Raw genomic sequence first — 19,446 nt, 5'->3', positions numbered from 1 at the left:
CTGGGTGATTCGCATCGGGTGCCTCTGATCGGGGCGGGTGGGGAGGGGGCGTTACGCGATGGGTGAGGCCGCCGTTCCTTCCGTTGGGCTCAGTGAGTCGTCGAAGCGGGCGTTGGAGGCGTTCACCGGGATGCGGTTGCACCGGTCGAATCTGCCGGTGTTGGCGTACGACCTGAACGCGTTGGAGGTGCTGGCGGGTCGGGTGCGGACCCTGTTGGTTCCGGAGCTGATCCAGGCGATCAAGGCGGTTCGGGCGGCGGGCGAGGGTGAGGTCTTCGACCGGTTCGTGGCGCAGACGGCTCCGTTCGTGGAGTTGTTGGACGGGGTCGCCGACGTGAAGGTCGGCGTGGCTCAGGCGATGCGGGGCTTCCTGAACCAGATGGAGCTGACGGATCGTCAGGCGCTGGTCATGTTCGTCTTCATGATGACGGAGTTGGCGGTCGCGTTCGCGATGGCGTTCTTCCTGCCGGTGGAGGCGGCGGCGCACATCGTGAAGACCCGGACGATCATCCAGACGATCCTGCGGTCGTCGATGGTGCGGGCGGCGGCGAGCAGCACGGCGATCCAGATGTTGTTCATGCCGGGGTCGTCGTTGTTGGCGCAGATCAGCATGCTGGCTGATGGTCTGATGCCGGGGGTCGACTGGGCGCAGGTCGGTAAGCAGGCGTTGTACGGGTTGGCGGTGGCGGGTGTGACCACGGCGGCCGGGCCGGCGTTGGGCCGGTTCGCCGGGGTCGTGGGTGGTGCTCTGGCGAAGTTCGAAGTGTCGGATGCCACGCGTAACCTGCTGACCAGCCTGATGATGGTGCCGGTGTCGGAGATCGGCCTGGAGGTGGTCGGCGACATCGCCGCCAGCTACATCGTCGACGGGACCTACGACCCCGGTGGTCTCGGTATGGCCGTGATTTCCGGGGCGTTGTCGGGGTCGGGTGAGTTGGGCGCGTCCGGGGCCGGGGCCGCTGCGCGTCGCGTGGCTGTCGGTTTGGGGTTCAATCCGACCCGGCCCCGGTGGAACATGCCCGCCGGTACCGGTTTCACCGCCGACGGCAGGCCGGTCGCTCCGGTCACTCCGGCACCGTCCACGTATCAGCCGGAGGTCGACGATCCGGCGGGTGCGGGCTCTGGCGGGCCGGCCCCGGTGCCCGTCCCGCTGGTGTCGGCACCGGCGCTGTCGCCACCGGCGCCTGCGGCGCCTGAACCGATGCCCGTGCCGGCGTGGTCGACGCCGGCCCTGTCCGCGCCGTCGTGGTCGACGCCGGACCTGCCGGTTCCGTCGTGGTCGACGCCGGACCTGCCGGTTCCGTCGTGGTCGACGCCGGACCTGCCGGTTCCGTCGTGGTCGACGCCGGACCTGCCGGTTCCGTCGTGGTCGACGCCGGACCTGCCGGTTCCGTCGTGGTCCGTGCCGAACTTCTCGGTGCCGACGGTGCCGGTGGTGCCCGTGCCGGAGTGGGTAGCGGTCGCCGGCGCGCCGGTGGTGGAGCAGTGGCAGCGGTTCCAGCGGGAACTGGTGGATCACTACGGTGGGCTGCTCGCCGGGACGGGGCAGGCGCGGCAGTTCCTGGCCGCGCTTCCCGTGCCGGTCGAGCAGGTCTTCACCGAGTGGGCCGCCACCCGGCAGAACGACCCGGCCGTTCCCGCTTTCCTGTCCCGGATCGGCCTACCCGCCACCGCTCTCACCGGCCAGTATCTGACCGGTGTCCGGGACCAGGCCGTCGCCCGGATCACCGAAGCCCTCGCACAGTCGGTCACCACCGGTGGGCCGATCCCGGCGGCGGTACGCCCGGAGCAGGTCGTCGCCGCGTTGCCGGCGGAGTTCGACCGGCAGGCGCTGCGCGCGGCCGTGCATCTGGCCGCCCAGCACCACATCGACCAGTACCTCACCACCGGCACACCGGCGACCGCCACCCTGCCAGACGGCGTCGTCCGACCAGGGAGCGCTTACGTGCCGGGGGACGCTTACGTGCCGGGGGCCCCTGGTCTGCCGGGAGGCGCCGCCCTGCCGACAGCCGTCGGCACGTCAGGGAGCGCTGGCGTGCCGGGAGGATCCGGGACGGCGGCGGTCCCGTCGGACGCCGTGCGCGCGGCGGTCGTCCGTGACGTGCGGGCCCAAGTGGACGGGAGCCTCGACGCGATCCTCGGCCCCACCCCACCACTCACCGCACCCCTCACCGTGTCGCCCAGCGTTTTGCCGGCTGCGGCGACCAGCCCGGGTGCCGCGCAGGTCAACGCTGTGGCGGACGTGGTCCGGCAGGTGGTCACCGACCTGCCCGCCCGCTTCACGGCCGCGACCGTCCCCGACAGCACTGGACCGGACACCACCCCGTCCCCAGTGGACACCCCGGCAAGCCGGCGCACCGACGTGCCGGTGACTCCCGAGCAGCACACCCCAGCGGCGGCCAGCCTGGCGCAGACCCAGTTCACCGCCCTGGCCGACCAGTACGGCGTCGAGCCTGCCCGCCACGACGCCCTCGCCAGGTCCTTCCAACGGGACTGGGTCGACGGATACCACCAGGTACTCGCCCAGGCCACCGGCAGCGCCACGCCCGCCACCCCCCATACGCCGGGCACTTCGGGTATGCCCAGCACGCCGGGCGCGCCGGATGCGGCCGGGGGCCGCAGTACGGTGCCGGGGGGCGTTGCCCCCCGCACCGACGGCACGCTGATCCACGACAACGCCAGCGACCGGACGTCGGTCAGTGACATGTCCGTCTCCAGCGACGACATTAGTGACGACTGGACGGTGCGGTTGTGGTCTCTGTCCGGTGGTGCTGGCGGGCCGGCGGGATTGCCCGAGGTGCCGGATGGGCCGGTTGATGCGGGGAATGACTCCGAGGCGGGCGGGTCGGATTCTTCGGCGGATGTGGCTGGTGAGGCGGGACGCGGGGGCGTGCTGCTGCCGAGTCAGCTGTCGGAGGATGACGTGTCGGCCCGGTTCGGGTGGCTGGGCAGTGTGAATCCGGGTCGTGGTGACGACCCGGACAGTCCGGGTTCGCGGTGGCGGGATTCGGCGACGAACTGTGTGTTGGCGGTGATCGGTACTGACATGTCGTTGGCGGACGGGGTGGTGTGGCAGGTGCCGCCGGAGGTGCCGTCGCCGGTGGTGTGGTTGCAGCGGTACGCGGAGGGTCGGCCGTTGGTGGATGTGGCTGACTACGACGCGGTGGTGGAGGTGATGGCCGGGGCGGAGCCGGGTGCCCGGGGTGTGCTGGTGATGACCGGTGAGGGCGACAGGGTTTCCCATGCCGTGAACGTGGTGCGTACCGATGACGGGAGGGTGGTGTTCCTCGACGGTCAGTGGGGCGGGCTGGCTCGGGGGCCGGTCGAGCCTGGCCGGTTGCGGTTCGTGGCGACCACCGACGGTGTGGGCACCCCACGCCCGCCGTCGAGGGTGGCAGACGACCCGACCACCACCGTCCCGGAAGAAGCAGATTTGGCCGGGATGGACCGGAGGGCGCCGGAGGAGGAGTTCCGGACGGGGTCTGATTCCCCTGCCGTGGGTTCGGATGTCGATTCGGAGGAGAGGTTGTTTGCGTCGAGGCCGGCGTCCTCGTTGGGTATTCCGGACGTGGGGGAGTCGTACGGTCCTTTGTATGCGCCGCCGGCGGGTGTGGGGGACGACGCGACTGCGGTTGTTCCGGGCTATTCGGAGGAGGAGTTGTTTGCGTCGAGGCCGGCGTCCTCGTTGGGTGTTCCGGACGTGGCGAGCTTGCTCGGGCCGTATCTGTCCCAGGTGTCTGGCGACCCTACCGGTCTGTCCCAGCCTTTTGGCGACGCTACGGGGGCGGCGGGGTGGTCGGTGGTGCCGGGTGACGGGTGGGTGGTGGTGCATCCCGACGGTGTGGGCGCTGGGGTTGACGTGGAGCGTCTTGCTGTGGTGGCCCGGGAGCAGGCGGTGACGGATGCCGCGGCGTGGGCGGCGCGGACGGGGCAGGATCGGCCTGCGGGTGATGCGGTCTCGCGGGTGGTGTTGGTGTACGAGGACCCTGGGCCTGAGGGTGTGCTGGATCTGGTCGGGAGCTTGCTTCTTGGTGATCTGAGGTCAGACGTGGAGGTGCCGGAGGCGGCGGTGGTCGAGCTGTCGCCGTACGGTGCTGACCCGTTTGGTGTTCCTGAGGTGCAGCCGGGAACGTTGGTCGCGGTCGCGGAGTTGCGGGCGGCGTTCAACCAGTCGGGGGCGGTGGCGGCCCGTTGGCAGTATGTGGCGGATTCGGGGGCGGAGGCGGGGGTTGTTCCGCCGGGTCTGCGCGCTGTCGATTTCTCGGGTCGGGAGACGTTCCCGGCGTTGTCCTGGGAGGTCCAGGCGCATCCGATCAACGAGGAAGCTGATCTTGAGTATCGGCGGCGTCGGGCGGATGCTCAATTGCCCGTGAACCATGGGCCGTACCTCCTGTCTTTTGATTGGGATTGGGCGCGGTTGGGGCAGCGGGCGTTCTCGTATTTCCGGGATTGGGTGTTCCTTCCGGATGTGCCGTCGGAGCGTGGTTTGCGGGTGACGCAGTTGCGGCCGGCGGGGTTGCTCGCCGGGGAGGTCGCGGCGGCGAGTGCGGGGGAGAGTCTGGCGGTGGTGCCGGATGTGGGACGGGGGTGGGTGCCGGATGGTGCGCGGGTGTTGGTGGTGGGTGTGCCGGGCCCGCGTCCGGTGCATCCCGGGGCGGTCCTGTCGTCGATCCTCGACGTCTTCCTGAATGGTGCGTTGCCACCGGCGGCGTCGGGGTTGCGGGAGCCGGTGTACGTGGTGGTGCACGGGTTTGGTGGGTGGACGTCGACGGTGGTGTTGACGCATGTGGCTGAGGATGACCTGTGGCCGGTGCGGATGGGTGAGCTGGCCATCGGCGAGCCGGCGGTTGGCGGCCTTCGGGAGCCGCGGGATCAGATCGAGGCCGAGGAGTGGGCTCGTGTGCGGGCGGAGTTGGCGGGGATCGCGGAGGCGGTGGAAGGGCCGGGTGGGGCGGCTCGGAGTTGGGTGGCCCGGCGCGAGGAGTTGAGGGCGGCGCTTCCCGATGTGACGGTGACTGATCCGGCGGTGGGGGCGCAGGAGCATCGCCGGGTGGGTGAGCGGGTGGATCAGTTGGTGGCGTTGGGCGAGCGGCTGGTCGGGCACACGCGTGGGTGGGCGGGCGTGGCGGGGCGGGTGCCGGAGGTGTCCGATCGGTGGCGCGCGGAGCTGTTCTCCGCGGTGAGCGCGTTCGGCCTGGCGCGGCAGTGGTTGGAGGAGCAGATCTCGTCGTTGCCGGTGGGCCCGGCGGCGCTGCCGGGTCGGGCCGGGGATGGTGCGACCGCCTTCGGTGGGAGGCCCACCGAGTCCGACGGCCAAGCGGTGGCGGCCAGGTCGGCTGAGCAGGCGGTGTCCGTTTCCGACGGTGGGGTCGCTGCTGTGCGTGCGGATCTGATCCGACGGTGGCAGGCTCTTGCCGACGGCCACGCGAGGCGGATGGACGCCGCTGACTGGCAGTCGCAGCGGATGGCCGCCCCCGGTCAAGGCGACAGCCCGGCGCGGTCCGCCCTGGCGGGGGTGTCCGACCGGTACCTCCAGGAGATGCAGGGTCTCAGCCGTGCGCGTATGCCACGGACCGTGGACGCCTACGTCGATTCGTTGCCCGCGACCGAACTCGGGGGGTTGGGGGACCGGCTCGGCCAGGTCGAGACAGCGGCCGCGGAGTTGGACCGGCACCTCGAACAGGCGCGAGCTGCTGCTGGCACCCCACAGATTTCCGTTGTGTCGGATGAGCGGGGTCCGCTGACCGGCCACGACGGCCCGGTGTGGGCGGTGACGTCGTGGCTGGGGGAGTCGGGCCCACGGGTGGCCTCCGCCAGCGACGACGGGACGGTGCGGATCTGGGACGTGGCCAGCGGTCAGCGGCTCGTGACGTTCGAGGGCCACGACGGCCCGGTGTCGGCGGTGGCGTCGTGGCAGGCGGGGGCGGAGCGGCTGGTGGCCTCCGCCGGCAATGACGGGATGGTGCTGATCTGGGACGCGGCCAGCGGTGTGGAGCGGCAGAGGTTGGAGGGCCACGACGGCTCGGTGTCGGCGGTGGCGTCGTGGCAGGCGGGGCCGGACCGCCTGGTGGCCTCCGCCAGCATGGACGGGTCGGTGCTGATCTGGGACGCGGCCAGCGGTGTGGAGCGGAGGTTGGACGGCCACGAGGGCGCGGTGTTGGCGGTGACGTCGTTGCAGGGGGCGTCGGGCCCGCTGCTGGTCTCTGCCGACAGCGACGGGCTGGTGCTGATCTGGGACGCGAACGGTGGTGTGGAGACCGGCAGGTTCACCGGCCACGACGGCCCGGTGTTCGCGTTGACGTCGTGGCCGTCGGAGTCGGGCCCGCTGGTGGCCTCCGCCAGCGCGGACGGGACGGTGCGGATCTGGAACGCGGACAGCGGCGCGTTGCTGTGGACCTTGGGGGCCACTGACGGCACGGAGTGGGCGGCGGTGACGTCGTGGCCGGCGGGGACGGGTCGGCTGGTGGCCGCGGCCAGCGTGGACGGGACGGTACGGATCTGGAACGCGGACGGTGAGTTGATCGAGACGGTGGAAGCCCCCGCCCCGTTGCTGGCGCTGACGTCGTGGCCGGCAGGGCCGGGCCGGTGGGGGATGGCCGGCGGCGACGCGGACTCGATGGTGCAGTTGTGGTCCCTGTCCGGTGGTGCTGGCGGGCCGGCGGGGTTGCCCGAGGTGCCGGATGGGTTGGTTGATGGGGGGAACGGCTCCGATTCGGGTGGGTCGGATTCTTCGGCGGATGTGGCTGGTGAGGCGGGACGCGGGGGTGTGCTGCTGCCGAGTCAGCTGTCGGAGGATGACGTGTCGGCCCGGTTCGGGTGGCTGGGGAGTGTGAATCCGGGTCGTGGTGACGATCCGGACAGTCCGGGTTCGCGGTGGCGGGATTCGGCCACGAACTGTGTGTTGGCGACGATCGGTACTGACATGTCGTTGGCGGACGGGGTGGTGTGGCAGGTGCCGCCGGAGGTGCCGTCGCCGGTGGTGTGGTTGCAGCGGTATGCGGGTCGGCCGTTGGTGGATGTGGCTGATTACGACGCGGTGGTGGAGGTGATGGCCGGGGCGGAGCCGGGTGCCCGGGGTGTGCTGGTGACGACGGGTGTGGGCGACGAGGTTTCCCATGCCGTGAACGTGGTGCGTACCGATGACGGGAGGGTGGTGTTCCTCGACGGTCAGCGGGGTGGGCTGGCTCGGGGGCCGGTGGAGCCTGGCCGGTTGCGGTTCGTGGCGACCACCGACGGTGTGGGCACCCCACGCCCGCCGTCGAGGGTGGCAGACGACACGACCGTGACCGTCCCGGAAGAAGCAGATCTGGCCGGGATGGACGGGGTTGCCCGGCCCCCGTCGGAGGCGGTTTCGGTTCCTGTGCCGTTGCCGTCCCTGCCGGCTGGGGTGCTGCGGTCGGACGTGTGGGATCGGTTGTTCGCGCAGTTCCTCGACAGGGTGGGGGCTGGGGTTGCGGTGTCGCTGGGGGAGCGGACGCCGGACGCCGTGCGCGACCTTCTGCGCGACTCGTTCGACTACCTCGTCGACAGAACGGACGTTCTCGACGGGGGAAGGGCCGGTCTGTCCCCGGAGGACAGGGCGTTGGTGCGGCAGGCCCTGGATGCGCGGGGGACGTCGGTTCCCCGTCTCACGGGGGCGCTGCCGCATCTGCTGTCCGAGGCGTTCGCTGTCAACGTCACCGTGGCCCCGGCCGAGTCGGGACCTCATGAGAACGGCGGTGTCGCACCCTGGCATGACCGGACTGTCGCACTGGACCTTCCCGTCGCCCACCTGTCCGTCGTGCCGGATGGGCGGGGTCCGCTGATCCACCGCTACGACGCGTCGGCGGTGGCGTCGTGGCAGGCGGAGTCGGGCCCGCGGGTGGCCTCCGTGGACGGGGTCGGGGCGGTGCGGATCTGGGACGTGGACCGTGATGTGGTGCTCCAGACGTTGGCGGGCCGCCACTACGGGGTGTTGACGTCGTGGCAGGGCAGGTTGGGCCAGCAGTTGATGGCTTCCGCTGGCAGGGACGGGGCGGTGCTGGTTTGGGATGTGGACCGCGGTGTGGTGCTCCAGAGGTTGACCGGCCACACCGGCGAGGTGGTGGCGTTGACGTCGTGGCCGGCGGGGGCGGGCCGGCGGTTGGCCTCCGCCGGCTACGACGGGACGGTGCTGGTCTGGGACGTGGACAACGGTGTGGAAGTCCGGAGGTTGACCGGCGACCCCGGACCGATGGCGTTGACGTCGTGGCCGGACGAGTTTGGCGGGGTGCTGGCCTCCGCTGGCGGGGTCGGGGCGGTGCTGGTCTGGGACGTGGACCGCGGTGTGGAAGTCCGGAGGTTGACCGGCCACACCGGCGTGGTGTTGGCGGTGACGTCGTGGCAGGAGGGGGCGGGCCGGCGGGTGGCCTCCGGCGGCTCGGGCGGGACGGTCCGGATCTGGGACGTGGACCGCGGTGTGGTGCTCCAGACGTTGGAGGGTCACGACGGCTTGGTGAACGAGTTGACGTCGTGGCAGGACGAGTCGGGCTGGCGGCTGTTGGCTGCTGCCGACGTGGCCGGGACGGTGCGGATCTGGGACGTGGACCGCGGTGTGCTGCTTCAGACGTTGGAGGGCCACGACGGCGTGGAGGCGTTGACGTTGTTGCCGGAGGGGCCGGGCCGGTGGCTGTTGGCCGTCGGCCAGAGGCGGATGGTGCGGTTGTGGTCCCTGTCGGACAGTGCCCCGGAACGGTTCCGGACAGTGCCGGGTCGTGGGTCGGTGGTGGTGTATCCGGAGGGCGTGAGCGCCGGGATCGATGTGGAGCGTCTCGCTGTGGTGGCGCGGGAGCAGGCAGTGACGGATGCCGAGGCGTGGGCGGCGAGGACGGGGCAGGATCGGCCTGCGGATGATGCGGTCTGGCGGGTGGTGCTGGCGTTCGAGGACCGTGGGCATGAGGACGTGCTGGCTCTGGCGAAGCGGTTGATTGACGGTGAGTTGGGCGTGGAGGTGCCGAAGGAGGCGGTGATCGAGCTGTCGCCGTACGGTGCTGACCCGTCTGTTGTTCCTGGGGTGGAGTCACGGACGTTGGTCGAGGTCGCGGCGTTGCGGGCAGCGCGTGACGAGTCGGGGGCGGTGGCGATCCTCGGGCGGCATGTGGCGGACGTGGGCGCGGGGGTGGTTCCGGACGGTGTGGTCATTGTCGATTTCTCGGGTCGGGAGACGTTCCCGGCGTTGTTGTGGGAGGTCCAGGCGCATCCGATCAACGAGGACGCTGATCTTGATTATCGGGGCCGGCGGAGGCTGGATGGATTGCCCGTTAACCATGGGCCGTACCTCCTGTCTTTTGATGTGGATTGGTGGCGGTTCGAGCAGCTGGCGTTCTCGCATTTCCGGGATTGGGTGTTCCTTCCGAGAGTGCCGTCGGAGCGTGGTTTGCGGGTGACGCAGTTGCGGCAGGCGGAGTTGCTTGCGCCGGAGATTCTGAATGTGGCTCTGGGGGCGAAGAATCTGCCGATGCCGGATGTGGGGCCGGTGGGGTGGGTGCCGGATGGTGCGCGGGTGGTGGTGGTAGGTGTGCCGGGGCCGCGTCCGGGCGACCCGAAGGCGGTCGTGCCGTCGATGTTCGACTTCCTGAATGGGGCGTTGCCGCCGGCGGCGTCGGGGTTGCGGGAGCCGGTGTATGTGGTGGTGCACGGGTTCGGTGGGTGGACGTCGACGGTGGTGTTGACGCATGTGGCCGAGGATGACCTGTGGCCGGTGCGGATGGGTGAGCTGGTCCCGGGCGGACCGGTGGGTGGGGGCCTTCGGGCGGCGCGGGATCTGGCCGAGGCGGAGGGGTGGACCCGCGTGTTGGCCGAGGTGGAGCGGATCGCGGCGGCGGTGGGGGCGGCGGCTCCGGGGCGGGTCGGTTGGGCCGGGGAGTTGAGGGCGGCGCTTCCCGACGTGGTGGGTGATCCGGCGGCTGTGGACGGGCAGCGTCGGATGGGTGAGCGGGTGGACCAGTTGGTGGCGTTGGGTGAGCGGCTGGTCGGGCTTACGCGCGGGTGGACGGGTGAGGGTGCGCTCCCGGTGGGGACGGATCGGCCTGATCTGCGGTTGGAGAGGTGGGCCGGCCAGGAGCGCAACCGGCGGCTGGCGGCGGCGGGGGCGCGGGTTTACGGGGTGGTGGCCGAGGAGGTGACGGACCGGGTCGAGGAGGAGATCGACCGGGTGTGGGACGCGGTGGCGACACCGGGGGAGAAGGTGCCGGAGGCCGTTCGGTACGTGTTGGAGGCGGTGTATCTGGGTGCCTGGGCCTTCTATACGGCACCGGGCCGGCCGGTGGTGATCGACAGACCTGAAGACCCGGACGAGGACCTGCCGGAGGGGGTCCAGAGAGAAGATGGCCAGTGGATTGTCGATCCGTCCGCTGTGCTAGGTCTCGGGTTGGCGAAGTTCGACGAGTTCCTGGCGGATCATGGCCAGGACGTGGCGATGTTGTGGTCGGCGGACGGTGCGGTAGCGCAGGTTTCCGAGCTGCGGGCGGCCCTTGGGGTGTCACCGCCGGTGCCCCACGTGCGTGTGGTGGGGCGGGTGCCGGAGGTGTCCGAGCAGTGGCGGGCGGAGTTGTTCTCCGCGGTCAGCGCGTTCGGTCTGGCGCGGCAGTGGTTGGAGGAGCAGGTCTCGTCGTTGCCGGCGGCGGCGGTGCCGGGGCAGGCCGGGGACGGTGCAGCCGGGTCGGGTGAGCAGGCGGTGCCCGTTTCCGACGACGGGGTCGCCACTGCGCGGGCGGATCTGATCGGGCGGTGGCGAGATCTTGCCGACGGCCACGCGAGGCGGATGGACGCCGCTGACGGAGCGTTACGGCGGATCGATGCCGCTGACCGGGCGATTCGGCTGATGACCGACTTCGGTCAGGACCACAGCGGGACGCGGTCCGCCCTGGCGCGGGAGCGGTCCGCCCTGGCGGGGCTGTCCGACCGGTACCTCCAGGAGATGCAGGGTCTCAGCCGGGCGCGGATGCACCGCACCGTGGACGCCTACGTGGAATCGTTGCCCCCGGGCGAGCTCGGGGGGCTGGGGGACCGGGTCGGTCAGGTCGAGACAGCGGCCGCAGAGCTGGACCAGCACCTCGGACAGGCGCCTGACCCATCTTCGGTGGACGTGGTCGACGGTGTGGAGCTCCGGACGTTGGAGGGTCACACCGGCGCGGTGTGGGCGGTGACGTCGTGGCCGGGGGAGCCGGGCCCACGGGTGGCCTCCGCCAGCGACGACGGAACGGTACGGATCTGGGACGCGCTCACCGGTGCGCCGCTCCGGACGTTGCGGGGCCACACCGACGGGGTGGTGGCGGTGGAGTCGTGGCAGGCGGGGCCGGACCGGCGTTTGGCCACCGCCGACATGCAAGGGGCGGTGTTCGTCTGGGACGCGGTCACCGGTGCGCGGCTCCTGACGTTGCGGGGCCACATCGGCCCGGTGTGGGCGGTGACGTCGTGGCCGGGGGAGCCGGGCCCACGGGTGGCCTCCGCCAGCGACGACGGGACGGTGTTCGTCTGGGACGCGGTCACCGGTGCGCGGCTCCTGACGTTGGGGGGCCACACCGGCGGTGTCGGGGCGGTGGCGTCGTGGCAGGCGGGGGCGGACCGGCGGTTGGCCTCCGCCGACTGGGCGGACGGGACGGTGTTCGTCTGGGACGTGGCCAGCGGTGCGCGGCTCCTGACGTTGCGGGGCCACACCGGCGGTGTGGTGGCACTGGCGTCGTGGCAGGCGGGGCCGGACCGGCGGTTGGCTTCCGCCAGTTGGGACGGGACGGTGCGGGTCTGGGACGCGGTCACCGGTGCGCCGCTCCTCACGTTGCGGGGCCACGCCGGCGCTGTGGTGGCACTGGCGTCGTGGCAGGCGGGGTCGGAGCGGCGGTTGGCCTCTGCCAGTGAGGACGGGACGGTGCGGGTCTGGAACGTGGTCACCGGTGCGCCCCTCCTGACGTTGGAGGGCCACACCGGCGGGGCGGTGGCCGTGACGTCGTGGCAGGCGGGGTCGGAGCGGCGGTTGACCACCGCCGATGCGCACGGAACGGTGCGGGTCTGGAACGCGGACAGCGGTGCGCTGCTCCGGACGTTGGAGGGCCACACCGGCAGGGTGCGGACGGTGACGTCGTTGCAGGGCGAGTCGGGCCGACGGGCGGTGGTCTCCGCCGGTGACGACCACACGGTGCGGTTGTGGTCCCTGCCCGATGATGCTGGCGGGCCGGCGGGGTTGCCCGGCGTGCCGGATGGGCCGGTTGATGGGGGGAACGGCTCCGATTCGGGTGGGTCGGATTCTTCGGCGGATGTGGCTGGTGAGGCGGGACGCGGGGGTGTGCTGCTGCCGAGTCAGCTGTCGGAGGATGACGTGTCGGCCCGGTTCGGGTGGCTGGGGAGTGTGAATCCGGGTCGTGGTGACGATCCGGACAGTCCGGGTTCGCGGTGGCGGGATTCGGCGACGAACTGTGTGTTGGCGGTGATCGGTACTGACATGTCGTTGGCGGACGGGGTGGTGTGGCAGGTGCCGCCGGAGGTGCCGTCGCCGGTGGTGTGGTTGCAGCGGTACGCGGAGGGTCGGCCGTTGGTGGATGTGGCTGACTACGACGCGGTGGTGGAGGTGATGGCCGGGGCGGAGCCTGGTGCCCGGGGTGTGCTGGTGATGACCGGTGAGGGCGACAGGGTTTCGCATGCGGTGAACGTGGTGCGTACCGATGGTGGGAAGGTGGTGTTCCTCGACGGTCAGCGGGGTGGGTTGGCTCGGGGGCCGGTGGAGCCTGGCCGGTTGCGGTTCGTGGCGACCACCGACGGTGTGGGTGTCCCGCGCCCGCCGGCGGGGGTGGCAGACGACCCGACCACCACCGTCCCGGAAGAAGCGGATCTGGCCGGGATGGACCGGACGGCGCGGACCACGCCGACGTCGCCCCCGCCGGTCGAGCCGGACCCTTCGGCTTTTCCGTGGTGGGACGACCCGCTGGCCGGATTCGATATGACGACACCGGCGGCCGGCTCGGGATCGCCCGTCGAGGTCGTGCTCGACGAAGTCACCGAGGAGATCGTTCCGGAAGAAGAGGATCTGGCCGGGATGGACGGGGCGGCGCGGACCACGTCGACGTCGCCCCCGCCGGTCGAGCCGGACCCTTCGGCTTTTCCGTGGTGGGACGACCCGCTGGCCGGATTCGATATGACGACACCGGCGGCCGGCTCGGGATCGCCCGTCGAGGTCGTGCTCGACGAAGTCACCGAGGAGATCGTTCCGGAAGAAGAGGATCTGGCCGGGATGGATGGGGGTGCCCGGCCCCCGTCGGAGTCCGTTTCGGTTTCTGTGCCGTTGCCGTCCCTGCCGGCTGGGCTGCTGCGGTCGGACGTGTGGGATCGGTTGTTCGCGCAGTTCCTCGACAGGGTGGGGGCTGGGGTTGCGGTGTCGCTGGGGGAGCGGACGCCGGACGCCGTCCGCGACCTTCTGCGCGATTCGTTCGACTACCTCGTCGACAGAACGGACGTTCTCGACGGGGGAAGGGCCGGTCTGTCCCCGGAGGACAGGGCGTTGGTGCGGCAGGCCCTGGATGCGCGGGGGACGTCGGTTCCCCGTCTCACGGGGGCGCTGCCGCATCTGCTGTCCGAGGCGTTCGCTGTCAACGTCACCGTGGCCCCGGCCGAGTCGGGACCTCATGAGAACGGCGGTGTCGCACCCTGGCATGACCGGACTGTCGCACTGGACCTTCCCGTCGCCCACCTGTCCGTCGTGCCGGATAGGCGGGGTCCGCTGAGAAACCCCCACGATGTGTTGGCGGTGGCGTCGTGGCAGGCGGAGTCGGGTCCGCGGGTGGTCACCGCCGGCAGGGGCGGGACGGTGGTGATCTGGGACGTGGACCGTGGTGTGTGGCTCCGGACGTTGCCTGGCCACAACGGCGGGGTGCGGGCGTTGACGTTGTGGCAGGAGGGGGCGGGCTGGCGGGTGGCCGCCGCGAGCATGGACGGGGATGTGCTGATCTGGGACGTGGACCGTGGTGTGTGGCTCCGGACGTTGACCGACCCCGTCGGCCCGGTGTGGGCGCTGACGTCGTGGCAGGACCCGGGCCGGCGGCTGTTGGCCACCGCTGGCTTCGTCGACCAGACGGTGCGGATCTGGGACGTGGACCGCCGCGTGGTGATTCAGACGTTGGAGGGCCACACCCGCCCGGTGACGGCGTTGACGTCGTGGCAGGGCGAGTCGGGCCGGCTGGTGGCCTCTGCGAGTCTGGACGGGACGGTGCGGATCTGGCATCCGGGCGACGGTGTGTTGATGCGGACGTTGGAGGGCCATACCCACCGGGTGTCGGCGGTGACGTCGTGGCAGGAGGGGGCGGGCCGGCGGCTGGCCTCCGCGGACGTGGCCGGGACGGTGCTGATCTGGGACGTGGACGAGGGTGTAGTGCTCCGGACGTTGACCAGCCACACCGGCCCGGTGCGGGCGTTGACGTCGTGGCAGGGGGAGTGGGGCCAGCTGCTGGCTTCCGCCAGCATGGACGGGGCGGTGCGGATCTGGGACGCGGCCGGTGGTGTGTTGCTCCGGACGTTGGCCGGCCACGACCGCGGGGTGCGGGCGTTGACGTCGTGGCCGGAGGGGCCGGGCCGGCGGCTGTTGGCCGCCGCCGGCGGGGACCGGGCGGTGCGGTTGTGGTCCCTGTCGGATGACGCTGTCGGGTCGGTGGGGTTGTCGGTGGTGTCGGGGGAGCGGTTCCGGACGGAGTCGGGTCGTGGGTGGGTGGTGGTGTATCCGGAGGGTGTGGGCGCTGGGGTTGATGTGGAGCGTCTTGCTGCGGTGGCGCGGGAGCAGGCGGTGACGGATGCGGAGGCGTGGGCGGCGAGGGCGGGGCAGGATCGGCCTGCGGGTGATGCGGTGTGGCGGGTGGTGGTGGCGTTCGAGGACCGTGGGCATGAGGGTGTGCTGGGTCTGGTGGGGCGGTTGCTTGATGGTGGGTTGGGGGTAACGGTGCCGGAGGCGGCGGTGATCGAGTTGTCGCCGTACGGTGCTGACCCGTCTGTTGTTCCTGGGGTGGAGTCACGGACGTTGGTCGAGGTCGCGGCGTTGCGGGCGTCGCGTGGCCAGTCGGGGGCGGTGGCGGTCCTCGGGCGGTATGTGGCGGGCGCGGGCGCGGGGGCGGTTCCGGACGGTGTGGTCGCTGTCGATTTCTCGGGTCGGGAGACGTTCCCGGCGTTGTTGCGGGAGTTCCAGGCGCATCCGATCAATGAGGACGCTGATCTTGCTTATCGGGGCCGTCGGAGGCTGGCTGGATTGCCCGTTGACCATGGGCCGTACCTCCTGTCTTTTGATGTGGATTGGTGGCGGTGGAATCAGCTGGCGTTCTCGCATTTCCGGGATTGGGTGTTCCTTCCGAGAGTGCGGTCGGAGCGTGGTTTGCGGGTGACGCAGTTGCGGCAGGCGGAGTTGCTCGCGGACGAGATCGCGGTGGCGGCTCTGGGGGAGAGTCTGGCGGCGGGGGTGCCGGATGTGGGGCCGGCGTGGGTGCCGGATGGTGCGCGGGTGTTGGTGGTGGGTGTGCCGGGGCCGCGTCCGGGCGACCCGAAGGCGGTCGTGCCGTCGATGTTCGACTTCCTGAATGGGGCGTTGCCGCCGGCGGCGTCGGGGTTGCGGGAGCCGGTGTATGTGGTGGTGCACGGGTTCGGTGGGTGGGTGTCGACGGTGGTGTTGACGCATACGGCTGAGGATGACCTGTGGCCGGTGCGGATGGATGAGTTGGCCGTCGGTGATCCGGTGGGTGGGGGCCTTCGGCCGGCGCGGGATCTGGTCGAGGCGGAGGGGTGGACCCGCGTGTTGGCCGAGATGGAGGAGATCGCGGAGGCGGTGAGGGCGCCGGGTGGGGCGGCGGCTCGGGGTCGGGTGGGTTGGGCCGGGGAGTTGAAGGCGGCGCTTCCCGATGTGGTGGGTGATCCGGCGGTGGGGGTGGACGGGCAGCGTCGGATGGGTGAGCGGGTGGACCAGTTGGTGGCGTTGGGTGAGCGGCTGGTCGGGCTTACGCGCGGGTGGACGGGTGAGGGTGCGCTCCCGGTGGGGACGGATCGGCCTGATCTGCGGTTGGAGAGGTGGGCCGGCCAGGAGCGCAACCGGCGGCTGGCGGCGGCGGGGGCGCGGGTTGACGGGGTGGTGGCCGAGGAGGTGCAAGACCGGATCGTCGCCGAAATTGAGCGGGTGTGGGACGCGGTGGCGACACCGGAAGAGGAGGTGCCGGAGGCCGTCCAGTACGTGTTGGAGGCGGTGTATCTGGGTGCCTGGGCCTTCTACACGGCACCGGGCCGGCCGGTGGTGATCGACAGACCTGAAGACCCGGACGAGAACCTGCCAGAGGGGGTCCAGAGAGAAGGTAGTCGGCGGATTGTCGATCCGTCCGCTGTGCTGGGTCTCGGGTTGGCGAAGTTCGACGAGTTCCTGGCGGATCATGGCCAGGACGTGGCGTTGTTGTGGTCGGCGGACGGTGCGGCAGCGCAGGTTTCCGAGCTGCGGGCGGCCCTTGGGGTGTCACCGCCGGTGCCCCACGTGCGTGTGGTGGGGCGGGTGCCGGAGGTGTCCGAGCAGTGGCGGGCGGAGTTGTTCTCCGCGGTGAGCGCGTTCGGGTTGGCGCGGCAGTGGTTGGAGGAGCGGGTCTCGTCGCTGCCGGTTCAGGCGGCGGTGGTGCCGGGGCAGGCTGGGGATGGTGCGGTCGGGTCGGGTGAGCAGACGGTGCCCGTTTCCGACGCCGAGGTCGCTGCTGCGCGTGCGGATCTGACCCGACGGTGGGAGACCCTCGTCGGGGACCACGAGACGCGTATGGACAGGTTGCAAGCCGCTGAGGAAGCGTTGCGGCGTTTGACCGCCTTCGGTCAGGACAACAGCCAGGCGCGGTCCGTCCTGGCGGGGCTGTCCGACCCGTACCTCGGGGCGATGCAGGGTCTCAGCCGTGCGCGGATGCCGCGCACCGTGGACGCCTACGTCGAATTGTTGCCCGCGAGAGAGCTTGGGGGGCTGGGGGTCCGGCTCGGCGAGGTTGAGGCAGCGGCCGCGGAGCTGGACCAACACCTCGAACAGGCGCGAATCGATGCTGACACATCAGCGGCGGACGTGGTCGATGGTGTGGAGCGCCGGACGTTGGCGGGCCACACCGACGAGGTGGTGGCGGTGACGTCGTGGCAGGGGGCGGCGGGCCCGCGGGTGGCCTCCGCCAGCGACGACGGGTCGGTGTTGATCTGGGACGCGGTCAGCGGTGAGCGGCTCCTGACGTTGGAGGGCCACACCGACGGGGCGTGGGCGGTGACGTCGTGGCAGGCGGGGTCGGACTGGCGGTTGGCCTCCGGCAGCGGGGACGGGACGGTGCGGATTTGGGACGCGGCCACCGGTGTGGAGCTCCGGAGGCTGAGGGGCCACACCAGGGCGGTGTCGGCGGTGACGTCGTGGCAGGCGGGGTCGGACTGGCGGGTGGCGTCCGCCAGCTGGGACGGGACGGTGCGGGTCTGGAACGCGGTCACCGGTGAGCGGCTCCTGACGTTGCGGGGCCACATCGGCGCTGCGGTGGCGGTGATGTCGTGGCAGGCGGGGTCGGACCGGCTGTTGGCCTCCGCCGGGGGCTGGGACGGGTCGGTGTTGATCTGGAACGCGGTCACCGGTGAGCGGCTCCTGACGTTGGAGGGCCACACCAACAGGGTGGTGGCGTTGGCGTCGTGGCAGGCGGGGTCGGACTGGCGGGTGGCGTCCGCCAGCGACGACGGGTCGGTGCGGGTCTGGGACGCGGTCACCGGTGAGCGGCTCCTGACGTTGGAGGGCCACACCGGCGGTGTGGGGGCGTTGGCGTCGTGGCAGGGCGAGTCGGGCGGGCGGTTGGCCTCCGCCAGCAGGGACGGGACGGTGCGGGTCTGGGACGCGACCAGTGGTGAGCGGCTCCTGACGTTGGAGGGCCACACCGGCGGGGCGGTGGCGTTGGCGTCGTGGCAGGCGGGGTCGGACTGGCGGGTGGCGTCCGCCAGCGACGACGGGTCGGTGCGGGTCTGGGACGCGGTCACCGGTGAGGAGCTCCTGACGTTGGAGGGCCACACCGGCGGTGTGGGGGCGTTGACGTCGTTGCAGGGCGAGTCGGGCCGGCGGGTGGTGGTCTCCGCCGGCGACGACCAGACGGTGCGGTTGTGGTCCCTGCCCGATGGTGCTGCCGGGCCGGCGGGGTTGCCCGACGTGCCGGATGGGCCGGTTGACGCGGGAAATGACGCCGAACCCGTGATCGCGAACAGCGGTGTGGAGCTGCGGACGTTGGAGGGCCACGACGGCGTGGTGTGGGCGGTGACGTCGTGGCAGGGGGCGGCGGGCCCGCGGGTGGCCTCCGCCAGCGAGGACGGGACGGTGCGGATCTGGGACGCGGCCAGAGGTGAGCGGCTCTGGACGTTGGAGGGCCACACCAACGCGGTGGTGGCGGTGACGTCGTGGCAGGCGGGGTCGGACTGGCGGTTGGCCTCCGCCGGGGTGGACGGGACGGTGCGGATCTGGGACGCGGCCACCGGTGTGGGGCTCTGGACGTTGGCGGGTCACACCGGCGTGGTGAGGGCGGTGACGTCGTGGCAGGCGGGGTCGGACTGGCTGTTGGCCTCCGCCAGCTGGGACGGGACGGTGCGGATCTGGAACGTGGCCACCGGTGTGGAGCTCCGGACGTTGAGGGGCCACGCCGGCCAGGTGTCAGCGGTGACGTCGTGGCAGGCGGGGTCGGACCTGCGGTTGGCGTCCGCCGGCGCGGACCGGACGGTGCGGATCTGGGACGCGGCCACCGGTGTGGAGCTGCGGACGTTGGAGGGCCACACCAACGCGGTGGCGGCGTTGGCGTCGTGGCAGGCGGGGTCGGACTGGCGGTTGGCCTCCGCCGGGGTGGACGGGACGGTGCGGATCTGGGACGCGGCCACCGGTGTGGAGCTGCGGACGTTGGAGGGCCACGCCGGCCCGGTGACGGCGGTGGCGTCGTGGCGGGTGGGGTCGGACTGGCGGTTGGCCTCCGCTGGCGGGGACGGGACGGTGATGATCTGGGACGCGGACAGCGGTGAGCGGCTCCGGACGTTGGAGGGCCACACCAACGCGGTGCTGGCGTTGACGTTGTGGCAGGACGAGTCGGGGTGGCAGGGCGAGTCGGGCCGGCGGGTGGTGGTCTCCGCCGGCTGGGACCGGACGGTGCGGTTGTGGTCCCTGTCCGATGGTGCTGCCGGGCCGGCGGGGTTGCCCGAGGTACCGGATGGGCCGGTTGCCGCGGGACATGACGCCGAACCGGGCGGGAGATAGCCGACATTGATGAGTGACAAATTCGAGCATTCCTGTCGGCTGCTGGCCGGCATCGTGGAACCAGAACGAGTGTTATGCGTCGGTATCAGGCGTCCTGTCGGTGAACCTGGTAGTAGCCGAGTCCGACCTGGTGATGCAGCGGCGGATCACCAACCAGTGTCCGTCCCCGTCGACCGTGCCGGGCAGAGGCCACAGCCCGT

At 71.4% G+C, this 19,446-nt stretch carries 1 protein-coding gene; it reads left to right on the top strand.

Going from position 1 to position 19,446, the window contains the following annotated elements; translation table 11 throughout:
• The first annotated feature begins 58 nt into the window (after positions 1-58).
• Positions 59-19,246: a toxin glutamine deamidase domain-containing protein gene (locus tag GA0074694_RS33775; RefSeq protein ID WP_091462334.1), complete on the top strand. Its 19,188-nt coding sequence runs from the start codon at positions 59-61 to the stop codon at positions 19,244-19,246.
• The last annotated feature ends 200 nt before the right edge of the window (positions 19,247-19,446 follow it).

The sequence above is a fragment of the Micromonospora inyonensis genome (genome assembly GCF_900091415.1).
In the GTDB taxonomy this organism is placed as follows: domain Bacteria; phylum Actinomycetota; class Actinomycetes; order Mycobacteriales; family Micromonosporaceae; genus Micromonospora; species Micromonospora inyonensis.
This window is presented reverse-complemented; position numbering and strand designations above follow the sequence as displayed.

Excerpts from the sequence above, each read along its gene's own strand:
- GA0074694_RS33775 (WP_091462334.1), top strand. The coding sequence starts at position 59 with ATGGGTGAGGCCGCCGTTCCTTCCGTTGGGCTCAGTGAGTCGTCGAAG.